Raw genomic sequence first — 13717 nt, 5'->3', positions numbered from 1 at the left:
GATCACCATATTTACATTAGGTTTTAGCTTGAAACTTTTGATGTTGTATCCTTGATTAGAAATAACCAGCGCAGGTCTAACCTTTTCACCACTCAGATCTAAAAAAGGGAACTTGATTAAAACAATATCTGTTTGATTAACCTTCAAGGCACTTTTCCCATAGCCCATCCGGTTCTTCATCGTACACAGCTTTTAGACCTTCTTCAGCCAAAAGCTCATACTCACTGACCTGTCGCAGTTTTAACGTCCCACCAGTATCTTTGGCATAGAAATAAAGCTGCTCATCATGGATATCAAACTGAGCTTTAATTTCTTCAAACTTGGCAAAGGGCATGATGTTTCCCCTAGGTGGTGCGAGAGCCATTACTCCAACTCGCTTATTATATCAACAGTTGGATTTCCCCAAAAATAGACCATTCCATCACCCTTCACTTGAAACGTTTGGAGAACAAGGTATATTCGGTGTTGTGTCCCTCAGCGATCGCCGTTTTGCTCATTGTTGCCGATATTCCACTCAATTTTAACTTTTTTAATGCCCCACTCCCAAGCTGGAATCCTGCCCTGAGTTCTTTAGCGCCAAAGCTACAACCCGATCGCCTGACGTTGAGAATAAACCTCTTCCAGCAATAAATCGCGCAGCTCATTCGCAATATCCGCCGGAGGATTCCCCGCCAGCGCCCGACCAATCAATCGCTCCGCCTCCCGTAACTCAGAGCATTCCAGCGCTAAAACAGCCGCACTCCGATGCAAAACTGAGCGCGTCGGTTCCAAATCAAACTGCATCGCCACAAGGTCAGCCGCCGCCCGTTCCTTCTCAAAAGCCGCCCTAGCCAACCCCAAAATTGCCGATACATCCCCACGCTGGCGAGCCACAACCGCTTGGTCAACCAGTTCCATAGCCTCTCTGTGAAGCCTTTCTACGTCCTTCATTTTTGAACGATCCGTGCGCGTGGAGTACCAAATTCAACCACACAGACATAGCCAGGAGACAAAGCATCCGAAGGACTAATCTGCTCTAGCTTCATGTTAACCCTAGATTGAAGAATGCTTTGCGAACCCTGACGGATGCCAGAAACCTCCAAACGAGCTTTGCGTTGGAAAACCGTTTGTGGGTCATCAATAGAGCCAAGCCAAAAATCAAAGCCAAAGCCTCTGCCCTTGATAGAGCGCTCAATTACCGTAAGTTGAGTCAAATGAGGCATCAGCAGCGCTGCAATCCCATAAGCTCCATACTCAGTCGCAACCTCTAAATCGGCATTGAATCGGCGGACTGTATCATCAACCGTATTTCGTTGGAGTTCCACCGTTAGCGTTTGCATTCCATCAACTTGAAGCGTAACCTGTACCGGATGAGATTGCGCCTCTAAGCAAACCGCTGCGGCATCAGCACAAGTAGCTCCAAAGGTCAGTGACCATCCAGGGCGTTCAGGTTTATTTTGGCAGAGGTCGTTGAGATAAAGAGTTTTCCCTGGAGCGCTGTCAGTCATTGTTTAGGGTACTTTCGGATTGCACGTCCAAAATCCTATCGCGAAATCGGCAGACTCTCGATACATCGTGATCGCCCCATTTACCCAACTCAAGGAGAACAAGACACATCTGGTGTTGCGTCCCTCAGCGATCGCCCCTAAATCCTCGCCCCTTTGCCCATCAGGCGATTGAGTAAAAGCCTGCGATCGCCATTCTGTCCTCGTATCGTGGAAAAACAGACCTTGCCAGCCTGAATCCGTGGATGCCATAGAAAAAAGGCGAATCAATCGATTCTGTAAAGCAATACTGGACATCAAGCCCCCAAATAAGGCTGTAAAAATTTTTGGAGCTGTCCGACAGAAAGCCTGGGCGAAGGTCTAGGAATCGGTTTCTCTTCAGAGTCGGGAGCATCCAGCCGATAAAATAAAACCGGGATCTCGTACTGATAGGCAGCAAACCAATCCGCCTGGGTTGTAATATCTCGAATCTCCAATTGAAAATTTAGACCCTGCACCTGCTCCAGTTTTTCCTGTAGCCCCTCGCAGAGATGACAGCCCGGTTTGCTATAGAGAATGAGCGTTTGCATCGGTTTATTGAAAAAAAGCGGTTTGCAACTTTCCCCATCCTAAAGAATCATCGACAGGCAAAGATACAAATTGTCCGCTGGGAGGGTAGCCTAAGACTAGGGTACCTGTAGCGTGCCCGTAGTCTGTTGGGCGAATCGCATCGTCGAAGCGATATCGAACGCCTAGCCTGCTACCGAAGAGTTTTAACGTTCTAATATCTACCAAGAGTTAGCAGTCATGTTGATGGGGTTTCGCAAATCGAATTGGAAATGGGTCGTTGGATCGCTTTTCCTCGTGGCATCTACAGGTCTCCCGTTAGTCAGTCGGGCGCAGTCGCCTGGGGATATCATCCGCATTGGAACGCCTGGTCAATGGAGCCAGTACGAGTCCTACTGGAACCAGCTCATTAACCTAGGCGCAGCCAGCAAAACTAAAAGCGAAGCATCCGGCACTGACGCGACCGCCACCGCAACCGATCCGCAGGTATTAGAGAAACAGATCGCACGCAAACTTAGAGTCAGCAATCTACAGCTGTCTCCCATTTTGGGTCTTCCTGGCTCATCTCAGCTGATGGGCAAGATTACCAACAATAATGCTAAAGCTGTAACAGTCTCCGGCGTTAACGTCGATATTCTCAAATCTAACGGCGAGTTAGCCCAAACCGCATCTGCTAGACCCCAACCCGCAACAATCCCCCCCGGCGGAACGGTCACATTTAGCGAACAACTCCTAACCGTTCCCGCCGATTCGGGTTTTCAAGCGCGACTTTCCAGGTCAACCCCCTTTACGATTGAAGGTGGTATCTAAACGATCGCAATATTATGGCAACTGTGACGGTCAAGCTGTTTGCAGCCTATCAAGAAGCCTACGGTAAACCAGAGGTCATCCTAGAGGTGCCCTCTGACATGACGGTGGAAAAAGTGGGCGATCGCATCCGAGCCCCTTTTCCTGCCCTCCATCCTCTCGCTGCCATCACGCGCTACGGGATCAATTTAGCCTTTGTCGAACCCAATACCCTCGTTCGAGACGGCGATGAGATCGTATTGATTCCGCCAGTGAGCGGGGGATAGCGCTAGGCTGGATGCTTGTCTAAAAGTTGAAACAACGAGTCCTCTAGCTCGTAGCCAAACAGATCTGCCATTTGCTTCAGCCGATTGGGTCGCGATACGCCATTCTGCTGAAACCAGTGGTGGATCGTAAAAATTTTGCGCATTACAAATAAATCCAACGCCTGCGGGTTAAATTGAATCCCCTCCCGCTTGCTAAATTCGTGGGGCACCATCATCGCAGCGTAGCGAGCTAACTCCCCGGACGTCCAATCGAGCCAGTAGGGAATCCAAGGGTAAATGCTGTCGAGCCGTACGAACCACAGCCGTATTTCAGGAATATCTGGCAATTCTAAAACCTGTTCTGGATCTTGAGGATAGTCAATCTGAAACTGGAGAGATCGATCGCCCTCGAATAGCGTCTTGGTTTGGAGCCAGTTTTCCAAGACGACCTTCACAGGAGATAGGTCCAGCGTCTCAAAGTGTTGGGCGTTAACGGTAATGACGGTGGGCATGGGGGATTACGTAAGATCCTTCTAGGTCATACTTAAAGTATCTTGAAGCAGATAGACAATATATAAACGAAAGCTTTCAAAGCGAAAGCGGTTCGAGTTTAGTTATGATGGGATTAAAACAAAACAACATTGAAAAGAGTTTGGGAAAGTGCTGTGCTGAGTGAAAAAGAGGGTGTTGTTCGGTCGATTCAGTCGCTAGACGATGCATTGAGTAAGTGTCAGACCTTGGGCATGCGTCTCAGTCGACAGCGCCGCTTTATTTTAGAGCTATTGTGGCAGGCGCAGGAACATCTATCGGCACGACAGATCTACGACCGTCTGAATCAGGACGGCAAAGACATCGGACACACCTCGGTCTATCAAAACCTAGAAGCCCTTTCTCAGCAAGGCATCATTGAGTGCGTAGAACGCTCTGACGGCAGGCTTTACGGCCACGTTAGCGATTCCCACAGTCACATCAACTGTCTGGATACCGATCAGATCTTAGATATTCACATTCAGCTTCCTGACGCGCTTGTAGCAGAAATCGAGCAGCGAACGGGCGTCAAAATTACAGACTACCGAGTCGATTTTTACGGTTATCGTCACAGTGCTTCGGAGATAAGCGCCGCTCAGTCTGCTTAGAGATGCTTCTCTCAAGCAAGGTCGCTCCGGCGCACCATCGGGAGAGTGCTTGAGATTGTTAACCTTCCGCATAAAGATCGGCGATCGATTCTAAACTGGATCTGGCGCGAATATTTTCAGTGACGAGTCAGCCTTGTGAAAACAAGGCTTGTTTTACGCTTATACGCTCTAAACAATGCGGGGTCTGTGCTGCGAACTTTTACAGCCTGTAGTGTTTTGAGCTTATGGGAAGACGGGCTTGAAATCTGACTGCATGAGTTCTAAGAGGGTGGATTCGCCGAGCTGTGTTTGAGAAGGAGATTTAAAATTCATGGTTAGTACGACCCAAGATGCGCCGTTGTTGCTGCGGGCGGCGCGTGGTGAATCGGTAGACCGTCCGCCAGTGTGGATGATGCGCCAAGCAGGGCGCTATATGAAAGCCTACCGAGATCTGCGCGAAAAGTATCCGTCCTTTCGGGAACGGTCTGAAATTCCTGAAGTAGCCATCGAGGTGTCGCTTCAGCCTTGGCGGGCCTTTGGGCCGGATGGTGTTATCTTATTCTCGGATATTGTCACGCCTATGCCAGGGATGGGCATCGACATGGATATTGCCGAAGGCAAAGGGCCGATCATCCACGCGCCGCTCCGCACTCAAGCACAAATTGACAACCTGACGCCCCTCAATCCCGACGAATCTTTGCCGTTTATCAAAACTATTTTGAAGGCACTCCGGCAGGAAGTGGGCAACCAGGCGACGGTGTTGGGTTTTGTCGGCGCACCCTGGACGCTGGCGGCTTATGCGGTTGAGGGGAAAGGTTCCAAAACTTATTCCGTCATCAAGGGTATGGCTTTTTCCGACCCGACGCTGTTGCATCAGCTCCTGTCTAAATTTGCCGATGCGATCGCCATCTACGTGCGCTACCAGATCGACTGCGGCGCGCAGGTGGTGCAGATGTTCGATTCCTGGGCGGGTCAGCTTTGCCCTCAGGATTACGAAACCTTCGCGCTGCCCTATCAGCAGCAGGTAATCCAGCAGGTCAAAGAAACCCATCCCGATACGCCGTTCATTTTGCTGGTCAGCGGCAGCGCCGGGGTGATGAAGCAAATGGCATCTTCCGGTGCGGACACGATCAGCGTGGACTGGACCGTGGATATGGCCGAAGCCCGCGCCATTTTAGGCCCCAATATCGGGGTGCAGGGCAATATGGATCCGGGCGTGCTGTTTGGGTCGCAAAACTTTATCCGCGATCGCATCCACGACACCATCCGCAAAGCTGGCAACCACAAGCACATCATGAACTTGGGGCACGGCATCTTGCCCACCACGCCTGAAGAAAATGCTGCATTTTTCTTTGAAACGGTGAAGCAATACCGCTATTAACGGCAAATAGCGCGACTAGAATGGATGTCTCCCCACCGGGCAGGCGTCCATTTTTTTAACCCATCCCAGTACCAGGAAGAGACGTGGCAGGACGGCGAATTTTAATTACGGGCGCGAGCGGCTGTATCGGACATTATCTCTGCGAAACCTTCATCCAGCACGCCGATGACGAGCTGTTTTTAGTGATGCGCGACCCTCAAAAGCTGCGCGTTCCGGTAGATAGCCGTCCTGGCGTCCATATCGTGCAGGCCGATCTGCGCCACCTCGACCCCCTGCGCGATTTACTCTCGACCATTCACTGTGCGGTCCTCGTCGCGACCGGGTGGGGCGACCCGGAACTAGACATCGATAAAACGCTGGAGCTGATCGAGGCGCTCGACCCGCAGGTCTGCCAGCAGGTCATTTATTTTTCGACAGCCAGCATCCTGGGCCGAGACGAACGGGTCTTACCTGAGGCCAAAAGTCTGGGCACTGAATACGTTAAAGCCAAGGCAATCTGTTACGAAAAGTTGATGGCCATGGAGTTGGCTTTTCCAGTATTTACAGTATTTCCCACGCTGGTGGTGGGGGGCGACGATCGCAAACCCTATTCCCATTTTGCATCGGGGTTGCCTGAAGCGCTGAAGCAGGCGGGAGCGATCCGGTTTCTCAGGATGGAGGGGAGTTTTCACTTCATCCACGCCCAAGATATTGCCACCATCGCGCTCCAAATCGTGCAGCATCCAGAATTAGCACCATCCCAGACATTGGTGCTTGGGAATGAGGTGGTGATGGCCAATGAGGCGATCGCCGCGCTCTGTGCTTTTGCCCAAAAGCGCATTTATTTCCAGCTCGATCTCAACCCTTGGCTGGTGAACGTGCTGATCCGACTGTTTAACATTCGCATGGGTGCGTGGGACTACTTTTGCCTCAGCTACCGACATTTTCAGTACGCCAACCCCATCAGCCCAAAAACATTCAACCAACCCACTTACTGCTCCACCTTTAAGGATGTATTGAGCCAAAGCCTTCGATCGTAAATAAATATAATTAGAAGTGCTTACTCATGAAAGGTTTTACTCAAGCCAATTTATTTGAACTTAGCAGTCGCTCGATCGTCGCGTTGAAGGGAACGGCTTAGTTTATTGTCTAATCCTCGCGATCGCTCTGGCAACAAACCTAAACTCGATCGATTGGTAGTTCCATCATAGATTTCGCATATCTTATTCTTTCATTTGGTAGAGGCTGATTTCAGCGCTAACCGCCGAAAATACAACCAACAGCCTTGCAGACAGTATGAATATTCAAACGCCAACCTGGGTCAAACATGCAGTTTTCTATCAAATATTCCCCGATCGGTTTACGTCCGGTCAACAGACGCGAAAGCGCCTTCTCAGATCTCCCACCTGGGAAAAATGGGATGCACCGCCGACATTGCAAGGCTATAAGGGCGGGGATCTCTGGGGTGTTATCGAACAACTGGACTACCTAAAAGATCTAGGCATTACAGCCATTTACTTCACGCCTATTTTTCAATCCACAAGCAACCATCGCTATCACACGCACGATTACTATCAAGTCGATCCGTTATTAGGAGGGAATCAAGCTTTTAAGGAACTCTTAAATCGAGCGCACCGACAAGATATCAAGATCGTGATAGATGGGGTGTTTAACCATGCGAGCCGCGGCTTTTTCTTTTTTAATGACATTCTAGAAAACGGGCCTTACTCCCCCTGGCTAGATTGGTTTAAGATTCAAGGCTGGCCCTTGTCTCCCTACAACGGCGAACTGCCTGCAAATTATGAAGGATGGGTCGGGAATCGAGCGCTACCCGTCTTTAACCACGACAATCCTGATGTCCGCGAGTACATCATGGAAGTTGCCGAATATTGGATAAAAGAAGGAGTTGACGGCTGGCGGTTGGACGTTCCCTTTGAAATAACGGTACCGGGATTTTGGCAAGAATTTCGCGATCGCGTCAAAGCCATTAACCCGGAAGCCTACCTCGTCGGCGAAATTTGGCAAGATGCGCGGCAATGGTTGGACGGCACGCAGTTTGATGGAGTGATGAACTATCTATTCACCGGGCCGACGCTTGCATTTGTCGCTGGCGATCGCATCCAAATGAAGTACGTGGAGGGGCCGAGCTACGAACCTTACCCGCCGTTGCTCGCTCCAGAGTACGCATCCAAGATTCGGGATCTTTTGAATCTATATCCTTGGGAAATTCAGCTTACCCAGCTCAATCTCTTAGCCAGCCACGATACAGCTCGATTGCCGACCATTGCAGGGGCAGAAGACAGTGCTGGGATGGAAGAATCGCGAACCTGCGTCAAACTAGCAACCCTCTTGCTTTTTACGTTTCCAGGCGCTCCTTGCATTTATTATGGCGATGAAGTTGGGCTGCTGGGCGGCATAGATCCAGATTCCAGGCGGGGCTTTCCTCCAGAAATGCAGTGGGACCGAGACCTTTTGAGTTACCATCGCCAACTCATTGCGCTGCGCAATTCATCTCCGGCGCTCCAAATTGGTGCCTACATTCCTTTATACGCCCAGGGGACCGTCTATATTTTTGCCCGCGTATTGCATAATGAAGTGCTCGTTATTGCTATAAACGTTGGTATTTCCACAGAACAGGCGGTTTGCGACATTCCTCGCGAAATAACCCAGCAGCCACTGAAAGTCCGACGCTTTGGAGAAGCCCAGGTTCGTTGGGTCGATACGGATGCGACCCAACAACTAATCGTGACTTTGCCCCCTCGGAGCGGTTCTATTTTAAGCGCTTGAGCCGACTCTCGAGTGGCCAAATCTCCAAATAGGCGACGTGGGTATAGGCTGACGTTTGCGATCGCCTATATCCGTGATTCTCTCTCGACCTTTCACATCATCGGCGAAACTTTGAAACCGCAGAACCTTGGAGCTACGTCAATCAGTTAACAAACAGGATTTGCTCCGCCATCCAAGTAATATGCAGGTCTCTTAAAGAGATGCCAAATTTTTGCCTCATTTCCTCAATGGTCCAATCTTCGTATCGGTCGAAGACTTCCTTGTGAATGTTGCGGTACTTCACGCGTTGACCGTACTTGACGCCGCAATCGAATACGTGCAGGTGCAGCGGGTTAAACCGAAATAGCTTTGGGTAAACAAATCTCGAAAAGACTTTAATGATAGAAATGTGTCGCGGTTCGACTTTATCCGCATTGCCCATCGTAAAACCGATCACGAATGCTTCGTCGTAGGCGGTTACCCCGCGATTTAATAAGAGGTGAATGCAGTCGTGACCGTGGAGATCGATACTGCCAGGAAGCGCAATCGGGCTGTCTGGATTTTCTAACAACCAAACCCACAGCGGAATATCTCCTTGCTTGTCAATCGCAAATCTTTGGCAGGCTTCCCTTAAATTCAGCTTGCCAATATCCTGCTCTGGCGTGATCCTGCTGAAGTCGATCGGTTGCGAGAGTTGCTTTTCTAATATTTGTGCTGTCGCCATGAAAACACTAGACCCCCTGCATACCCTGAGCCTTCAGAGACCTTCAAGACAAATTATTCTTTTCCTAGAGTAATTAGTGGAAGCAGGCATTGCCCTCTGTGAAACCACTGAACTGTGTCAGCAATTCAAATGGCACAACGCAGATCGAACAGACCTTTACTTAATACCCAACGTTGCAATTGCTGCGTAAGTGATGCATGATGGCCGGAGCCAAGGCAGTCCATACAGGCGTATTTACACCTGCTCGTCTTAGAGCGTCGGCTGTCCAAGTATTGCAAGTTCGCGCGATCGAGTAGGAGCCAATTGCTTCGTAAAAACCGCTGTCCGCATACAATCCCTGACGAATATACCGAGGGTTACCCTGGGTATCGCGCTTAAAGCTGGCATCGATAAACTGCATCAGTTTTAGATATTCAGTGCGGCTCAGCCAGATTTGTTTGACTTCAAAGGCAGGCGGTAACCGATCGGGTTTCTCGGCGTGCCCCCACACGTGCATGACCGTAGGGCCGGGTAAAAACAGCGTGTCGAAAATCGCGATCGGATGGAAAGAAGCATTCATGAAAAACTGGCGATCGCCCCAGCCAAAGCTGAGGTATCGATACTTATCTGCATTAGGGCCGAGTTGGGAGAGGGAGAGGCGCGATCGCCAATCGAAGGCTGCTGTCGTCACGGGTACGATCGCCTCTGCGTGGAAGTGGTTCACGCTGCTGATATAAATCGAGTAACTGCAGTCCGATTGAGCGCGGTAGTGCCATTGCGTTGGCAGCAAACACCCCAGTAGCAAAGCAAGCAAGACAAAGACACAAGATAATAAGCCATAGCAACAGGCTTTTGAGTGCTTTCTCTCCCTCATTGTCCGCACATCAGCCGTTCAATCCGCAGCAAGACTCGTCCCCACCAAGCACGCATCGGTGAAATCCGTCCCGCTCAGATTTGCGCCCTCCAATTCGGCACACAGTAAATTTGCTCGGATCAGCGCTGTTCCAGCTAAATTAGCACCGCGCAAGTCAGCTTCTTCCAAGTTTGTTTCCGTCAGTAAAGCGCCCTGGAGATTGGCATTTCTTAAGTCAGCACCGTGAAGATTGGCATTGCTGAGATTGGCTCCGCGCAGGTCGGCCTGCCGCAAATCCACCCCCTGCAAGTTGACGCTCATCAGGTTCGCGCCACATAAGGAAGCCCCAGTGAAAGCGGCCTGGTGGGGATTGGCACCCATCAGATTCGCACCGCGCAGGCTGGCTCCCCGCAGATCGGCTTGGACTAAGTTCGCCTGCATGAGATTGGCCCCCCAGAGGTTAGCCCGGAGATCGGCACCCTTCAGTTGCGCGCCCATCAGATTTGCGCCCTCTAGATAGGCTCTCTCTAAATTCGCACCGTTGAGATTAGTGCCAACCAGTTTAGCGCCCGCTAGGTTTGCACCCGCTAGGTTCGCACCCGCTAGATCTTCATCTTCGAGGTTAGCTCCTGCCAATGCTTTGAGCTCCCCCTTGCGAATAGCCTCAATTTCCATAGCCAACCTCTACTGCTTTGCGGTGGGGTGAAGGATCGGCTTCGGTCGGCAAGGCGTCCAGCAGCCACAGACCGTTGGTAAATTTAGGAGACTGAATGGAGAGCGCCATCCCCTGATGCAATCCCGATACCAAAAGTGCGAGCAACTCTACGAGCTTCGGATCCCAGTAGCGACCCGATTCTTGCTGGCACTGGGCCAGTGCCGCTTGCAGCCGCGCAAACCAAACCGTTCTTGCTTCCGGCTTTTGCGGCACCTCCAAAGAGCCTACCAGCCCTTGGAAGTAAGTTGAAATCCCTAGAATGCGAGCTTCTAGAGGGATATCGTCAGCGGCAAGCCCCGCAGGAGCGCCTTGGCCGTTCCACCATTCTGTTTGGTGGGTCACGATCTGCGCTACAGCTCTCAGGCGCGGCATCGTGCGCAGGGCTTGGGCGCCTGGCTCTAGAGCGCAGGTGAGCGGGCAAGCCGGATAATCAGTCGGAACTGGCTTAGAAGGCGAAAACAGACTCTCGGCACCCTGCATGGGGCCCAAGCGGTGGAGGATGCCAGCCAGTCTCAAACGCTTGAGTTGCCACCCCGGTAAATCTAACAACTGGCCGAGCGTTTCTGCCAATGCAGCCACTTCCTCCGGCGCTTTGGGGTTTTCGGGAGACATGCCATCTATGATTTGGGCCATCCGCAAAAAGGCTTGAAGCTCGTTGGAGAGCAAATTGTCGTCTAAGAAAGTATCGCTGCGATCGATCCCCAGGTCATCTTGTCCTTTCTGAAGGTAAGCCACCACCTTTGATACCACCCTTTCAAGCGGCTGGGGCGGTAGCGTCGCGCGTTCTGCTAGAACGGACTGCATTTGCTGGGCGAGTTTAGCCTGCAAAGATGGGTTGTAGCGGCCAATGTGGGCGATCGCCAATTCGATCGTTTCCTCGACTAAGTTAGATTCAAACGTCCAAAAGCCGTAGAACTTGCGCGCCAAATCGTCCTCAGGCACGCCGGATGCTCCGTAGTCTGCTGGAGATAGCTCTTGGCACAGCACCATTGCAGCATAGGCTGGGCCAAAAATAATCAGGTGCCATTCCTCAGAAACAGGATCGGTCGGGTCAATGGCGATCGTGTCTACATTCGGCAGCTGGCTCGTGGGATGCTCGGCAAATCCCGCGTCGTCGGCAGCCATAATGCCGACCTGACGGGCTTTTCTAGCCAAGTCTGCATAACGGTCTGCTTCTTGCAGATACCATTTGCCGCGCTGAAAAGCCGTTACGACGAGGGGGCGATCCGTGCTGTCTAGAATGCAATCTTCCAGAGCGTGGCATAGGGATACCAGCGTGTTTTTATAGTAGACCCCAAAACTAAGCGGTCGCTTGGTCGATAACTTGGGATCGTGGGCGGTTGAAAGCTTCTGGAGGATGGAACCTTCTAACATAATGGGATTAAAAGCCAGGTTTTAAAATTTAACTGAAACGCGATCGGTCAAATGCTGCAGCCAACGCCTTGTTACATTGTTACAATTTTTTTTATTTTTGCCAGAAATTCTAATAAAACCTTCACACGGCTGGCAAGAGCTAGCCGCGATGCAGTCAGGAGCTGGCTTTCTCAATCCTCTGTAAGTCATCCTGCATCCCCTCTTGAAGCGAGCTACATGCGGTCCCACGATCGGCGACCTTCGAGCTGCTGTGTCACGTTCGACTGGGTGAAGTCGCAACCTCTCCTCCCAGTCGCCTCAGAATTTGTAACACTTCATAGAGTTCGTTATTGGGATTTGTTAGAGAAAATAGTCTGGAGTTAGCATATTCAGCGGTCGTTTGGCGAGTTGCTTTTAGAAACAAAAACTCATTCCCATTTGTAATCATGCCAAACGTGGGTTGAGACAGCTCTGGATTGCTCAACATGTAGGCCAGCGCTTGCGGAAGCGCCCGCGTTACCGCAAAATCGCTCCGTTTCGACTCGATTACCAATAGCCAGAGGCGATCTTTCAGCACGAGTACGTCAATTCGCCCCCGAATGACCAGCCCCTCATCCTCCATGTCTATATCTGTACTGGTTTCTGTTTCAACCCGAAACGGCTTTCGATAAAAACCAGCCAGGTCTAGCAGGGGTGCGAGGACGACCATTTTGACGCTGTTTTCCAGCATCGGTGGGTCTTCCATCAGTTCCATAAAATTGGCCCTGACCCGATCTAACAACTGTTGTTCGGCTTCGCTCAAAACGCCATGGGTCTCAGACCATTCTTGGAAAAAAATTGGATTTGGACTTTGATGCAACCCCAACTCCTGTTTTAGCGCGCGCAGGGTGACCTCAGTGGCTGGAATGGTTTGAACCATGGCTAAATTCCTCTTTATAATGTTCGGTCTAGCATAAATTGCGGCAAGCCCGCGACTTTCTCGAGAAAGCGCTCCAAGGTGGGGACATTAAAATCTCCAGTATTTTTTGCGACGATACAGTTGTCTCAGACGCTCTCGATCGCATCCCAGGAGGTAGCCCAGAATCACCAACTGGTTGACGAGCGTCGTAGCAAACACCCCGCTTTGCAGCCATCGCCTTGCCGAAGTGACAGCGGGTTCCGGTACGATCGCGATCTTGCCCGAGCGCTGGAGTCGGCGAACCAGCTCGAAATCTTCCATGATGGGTTGTTCCGGGAAACCGCCCGCTTTATCGAAGGTGTCCGCCCTCAGAAAAATGGCTTGGTCGCCGTAGGGCAGTTGAAACAACCGAGATCGCCAATTGACGCCGCGCTCTATCCATCGCAGCAATCGCGGCGCGCCGTCGATTTTAAGCGAAAAAGCCCCGGCCACAACTGCGCCCTCAGAAGCCAATGCCGCGCGGACTAGATCGGCAAACCCAACGGGCAAGCGCGTATCGGCGTGCAGAAAGAGGAGAATTTCGCCCGTGGCAGCTTTAGCGCCCGCATTCATTTGGCGGGCGCGCCCTGTCGTTGTCGAGAGCACCGTCGCGCCCAGAGATTTTGCTAGCGCGACGGTGCCGTCCGCAGAGCCGCCATCCACCGCAATGACTTCTACTGCGGGTGCAGAGCGGGTGCTGGCGATCGCCAGTTCGATATTCGTTTCTTCATTCAGCATTGGAATGATGACGGAAATCTTTGCCGTTTCCCAGTTCTGATGCATGACTCGATTGGCTGTTCTCATCCAGACTTAGGGGAAGCATGCCGTACTGC

General features: G+C 51.3%; 18 protein-coding genes. 6 read left to right on the top strand and 12 right to left on the bottom strand.

What is annotated here, in order from left to right; all coding sequences use genetic code 11:
* Positions 1–136: 136 nt before the first annotated feature.
* From R6H26_RS19740 to R6H26_RS19720, 5 genes are all read right to left on the bottom strand, one after another.
* Positions 137–334, bottom strand: a complete 198-nt coding sequence (locus R6H26_RS19740; protein ID WP_404784867.1) for a hypothetical protein — start codon at positions 332–334, stop codon at positions 137–139.
* Between the two features lie 248 nt (positions 335–582).
* Complete coding sequence (locus R6H26_RS19735; protein WP_404784865.1) at positions 583–897, bottom strand: hypothetical protein; 315 nt, start codon at positions 895–897, stop codon at positions 583–585.
* Between the two features lie 29 nt (positions 898–926).
* Positions 927–1487, bottom strand: coding sequence for a hypothetical protein (locus R6H26_RS19730; protein WP_404784864.1), 561 nt, complete (start codon positions 1485–1487; stop codon positions 927–929).
* A 3-nt stretch (positions 1488–1490) separates the two neighbouring features.
* The gene (locus R6H26_RS19725; RefSeq protein ID WP_404784863.1) at positions 1491–1736 is read right to left on the bottom strand and encodes a hypothetical protein; all 246 of its coding nucleotides are present in this window, start codon (positions 1734–1736) and stop codon (positions 1491–1493) included.
* A gap of 44 nt (positions 1737–1780) precedes the next feature.
* On the bottom strand, positions 1781–2053 hold the full coding sequence (locus R6H26_RS19720) for a glutaredoxin family protein (RefSeq protein ID WP_404784861.1): 273 nt from the start codon (positions 2051–2053) through the stop codon (positions 1781–1783).
* Between the two features lie 274 nt (positions 2054–2327).
* On the opposite strand from R6H26_RS19720, the gene R6H26_RS19715 reads away from it, so the two are divergent.
* Together R6H26_RS19715 and R6H26_RS19710 are read left to right on the top strand one after the other, a co-directional pair.
* Entirely contained in the window at positions 2328–2840 is a 513-nt protein-coding gene (locus tag R6H26_RS19715) for an FxLYD domain-containing protein (RefSeq protein WP_404784859.1), read from the top strand.
* A gap of 14 nt (positions 2841–2854) precedes the next feature.
* Entirely contained in the window at positions 2855–3103 is a 249-nt protein-coding gene (locus R6H26_RS19710; RefSeq protein ID WP_404784858.1) for a MoaD/ThiS family protein, read from the top strand.
* A 2-nt stretch (positions 3104–3105) separates the two neighbouring features.
* On the opposite strand, the gene R6H26_RS19705 is transcribed toward R6H26_RS19710, so the two are convergent.
* Positions 3106–3594 (bottom strand): CRR6 family NdhI maturation factor, encoded by a 489-nt coding sequence (locus R6H26_RS19705; protein ID WP_404784857.1) that lies wholly within the window; start codon positions 3592–3594, stop codon positions 3106–3108.
* Positions 3595–3825: 231 nt separating this feature from the next.
* Here R6H26_RS19705 and R6H26_RS19700 point away from each other — a divergent pair, with 231 nt between their 5' ends.
* The 4 genes from R6H26_RS19700 to R6H26_RS19685 all read left to right on the top strand — a co-directional run bounded on the left by R6H26_RS19700 (position 3826) and on the right by R6H26_RS19685 (position 8344).
* Complete coding sequence (locus R6H26_RS19700; protein WP_404791380.1) at positions 3826–4218, top strand: Fur family transcriptional regulator; 393 nt, start codon at positions 3826–3828, stop codon at positions 4216–4218.
* 310 nt (positions 4219–4528) lie between these two features.
* Complete coding sequence (hemE, locus tag R6H26_RS19695) at positions 4529–5578, top strand: uroporphyrinogen decarboxylase (RefSeq protein WP_404784856.1); 1050 nt, start codon at positions 4529–4531, stop codon at positions 5576–5578.
* 83 nt (positions 5579–5661) lie between these two features.
* On the top strand, positions 5662–6597 hold the full coding sequence (locus R6H26_RS19690; RefSeq protein WP_404784854.1) for an NAD-dependent epimerase/dehydratase family protein: 936 nt from the start codon (positions 5662–5664) through the stop codon (positions 6595–6597).
* A gap of 256 nt (positions 6598–6853) precedes the next feature.
* Positions 6854–8344 carry a glycoside hydrolase family 13 protein gene (locus tag R6H26_RS19685; RefSeq protein ID WP_404784852.1) on the top strand — a complete coding sequence of 497 codons (1491 nt, stop codon included), beginning with the start codon at positions 6854–6856 and terminating at the stop codon, positions 8342–8344.
* A gap of 142 nt (positions 8345–8486) precedes the next feature.
* Here R6H26_RS19685 and R6H26_RS19680 read toward each other — a convergent pair whose 3' ends face one another.
* From R6H26_RS19680 to R6H26_RS19655, 6 genes are all read right to left on the bottom strand, one after another.
* A complete protein-coding gene (locus tag R6H26_RS19680) occupies positions 8487–9047 on the bottom strand; it encodes a hypothetical protein (RefSeq protein ID WP_404784850.1) in 561 nt (186 codons plus the stop codon).
* A 160-nt stretch (positions 9048–9207) separates the two neighbouring features.
* Entirely contained in the window at positions 9208–9900 is a 693-nt protein-coding gene (locus R6H26_RS19675; RefSeq protein ID WP_404784849.1) for a TIGR02117 family protein, read from the bottom strand.
* Between the two features lie 18 nt (positions 9901–9918).
* Positions 9919–10554 carry a pentapeptide repeat-containing protein gene (locus R6H26_RS19670; RefSeq protein ID WP_404784847.1) on the bottom strand — a complete coding sequence of 212 codons (636 nt, stop codon included), beginning with the start codon at positions 10552–10554 and terminating at the stop codon, positions 9919–9921.
* Positions 10544–11968 carry a DICT sensory domain-containing protein gene (locus R6H26_RS19665; protein WP_404784846.1) on the bottom strand — a complete coding sequence of 475 codons (1425 nt, stop codon included), beginning with the start codon at positions 11966–11968 and terminating at the stop codon, positions 10544–10546. Before R6H26_RS19665 ends, R6H26_RS19670 begins: the two co-directional genes overlap by 11 nt.
* 253 nt (positions 11969–12221) lie before the next feature.
* Positions 12222–12866 (bottom strand): type I restriction endonuclease, encoded by a 645-nt coding sequence (locus R6H26_RS19660; RefSeq protein WP_404784844.1) that lies wholly within the window; start codon positions 12864–12866, stop codon positions 12222–12224.
* A gap of 87 nt (positions 12867–12953) precedes the next feature.
* Entirely contained in the window at positions 12954–13688 is a 735-nt protein-coding gene (locus tag R6H26_RS19655; RefSeq protein ID WP_404784842.1) for a TIGR04283 family arsenosugar biosynthesis glycosyltransferase, read from the bottom strand.
* Between the last annotated feature and the right edge of the window lie 29 nt (positions 13689–13717).

Origin of the sequence: Altericista sp. CCNU0014, from assembly GCF_044923475.1 — a bacterium.
Lineage (GTDB): Bacteria > Cyanobacteriota > Cyanobacteriia > Thermosynechococcales > Thermosynechococcaceae > JAAURS01.
This window is presented reverse-complemented; position numbering and strand designations above follow the sequence as displayed.

Excerpts from the sequence above, each read along its gene's own strand:
- R6H26_RS19740 (WP_404784867.1), bottom strand. The coding sequence starts at position 334 with ATGCCCTTTGCCAAGTTTGAAGAAATTAAAGCTCAGTTTGATATCCAT.
- R6H26_RS19735 (WP_404784865.1), bottom strand. The coding sequence starts at position 897 with ATGGAACTGGTTGACCAAGCGGTTGTGGCTCGCCAGCGTGGGGATGTA.
- R6H26_RS19730 (WP_404784864.1), bottom strand. The coding sequence starts at position 1,487 with ATGACTGACAGCGCTCCAGGGAAAACTCTTTATCTCAACGACCTCTGC.
- R6H26_RS19725 (WP_404784863.1), bottom strand. The coding sequence starts at position 1,736 with ATGGCATCCACGGATTCAGGCTGGCAAGGTCTGTTTTTCCACGATACG.
- R6H26_RS19720 (WP_404784861.1), bottom strand. The coding sequence starts at position 2,053 with ATGCAAACGCTCATTCTCTATAGCAAACCGGGCTGTCATCTCTGCGAG.
- R6H26_RS19710 (WP_404784858.1), top strand. The coding sequence starts at position 2,855 with ATGGCAACTGTGACGGTCAAGCTGTTTGCAGCCTATCAAGAAGCCTAC.
- R6H26_RS19705 (WP_404784857.1), bottom strand. The coding sequence starts at position 3,594 with ATGCCCACCGTCATTACCGTTAACGCCCAACACTTTGAGACGCTGGAC.
- R6H26_RS19700 (WP_404791380.1), top strand. The coding sequence starts at position 3,826 with ATGCGTCTCAGTCGACAGCGCCGCTTTATTTTAGAGCTATTGTGGCAG.
- hemE (WP_404784856.1), top strand. The coding sequence starts at position 4,529 with ATGGTTAGTACGACCCAAGATGCGCCGTTGTTGCTGCGGGCGGCGCGT.
- R6H26_RS19685 (WP_404784852.1), top strand. The coding sequence starts at position 6,854 with ATGAATATTCAAACGCCAACCTGGGTCAAACATGCAGTTTTCTATCAA.
- R6H26_RS19680 (WP_404784850.1), bottom strand. The coding sequence starts at position 9,047 with ATGGCGACAGCACAAATATTAGAAAAGCAACTCTCGCAACCGATCGAC.
- R6H26_RS19675 (WP_404784849.1), bottom strand. The coding sequence starts at position 9,900 with ATGAGGGAGAGAAAGCACTCAAAAGCCTGTTGCTATGGCTTATTATCT.
- R6H26_RS19670 (WP_404784847.1), bottom strand. The coding sequence starts at position 10,554 with ATGGAAATTGAGGCTATTCGCAAGGGGGAGCTCAAAGCATTGGCAGGA.
- R6H26_RS19665 (WP_404784846.1), bottom strand. The coding sequence starts at position 11,968 with ATGTTAGAAGGTTCCATCCTCCAGAAGCTTTCAACCGCCCACGATCCC.
- R6H26_RS19660 (WP_404784844.1), bottom strand. The coding sequence starts at position 12,866 with ATGGTTCAAACCATTCCAGCCACTGAGGTCACCCTGCGCGCGCTAAAA.
- R6H26_RS19655 (WP_404784842.1), bottom strand. The coding sequence starts at position 13,688 with ATGAGAACAGCCAATCGAGTCATGCATCAGAACTGGGAAACGGCAAAG.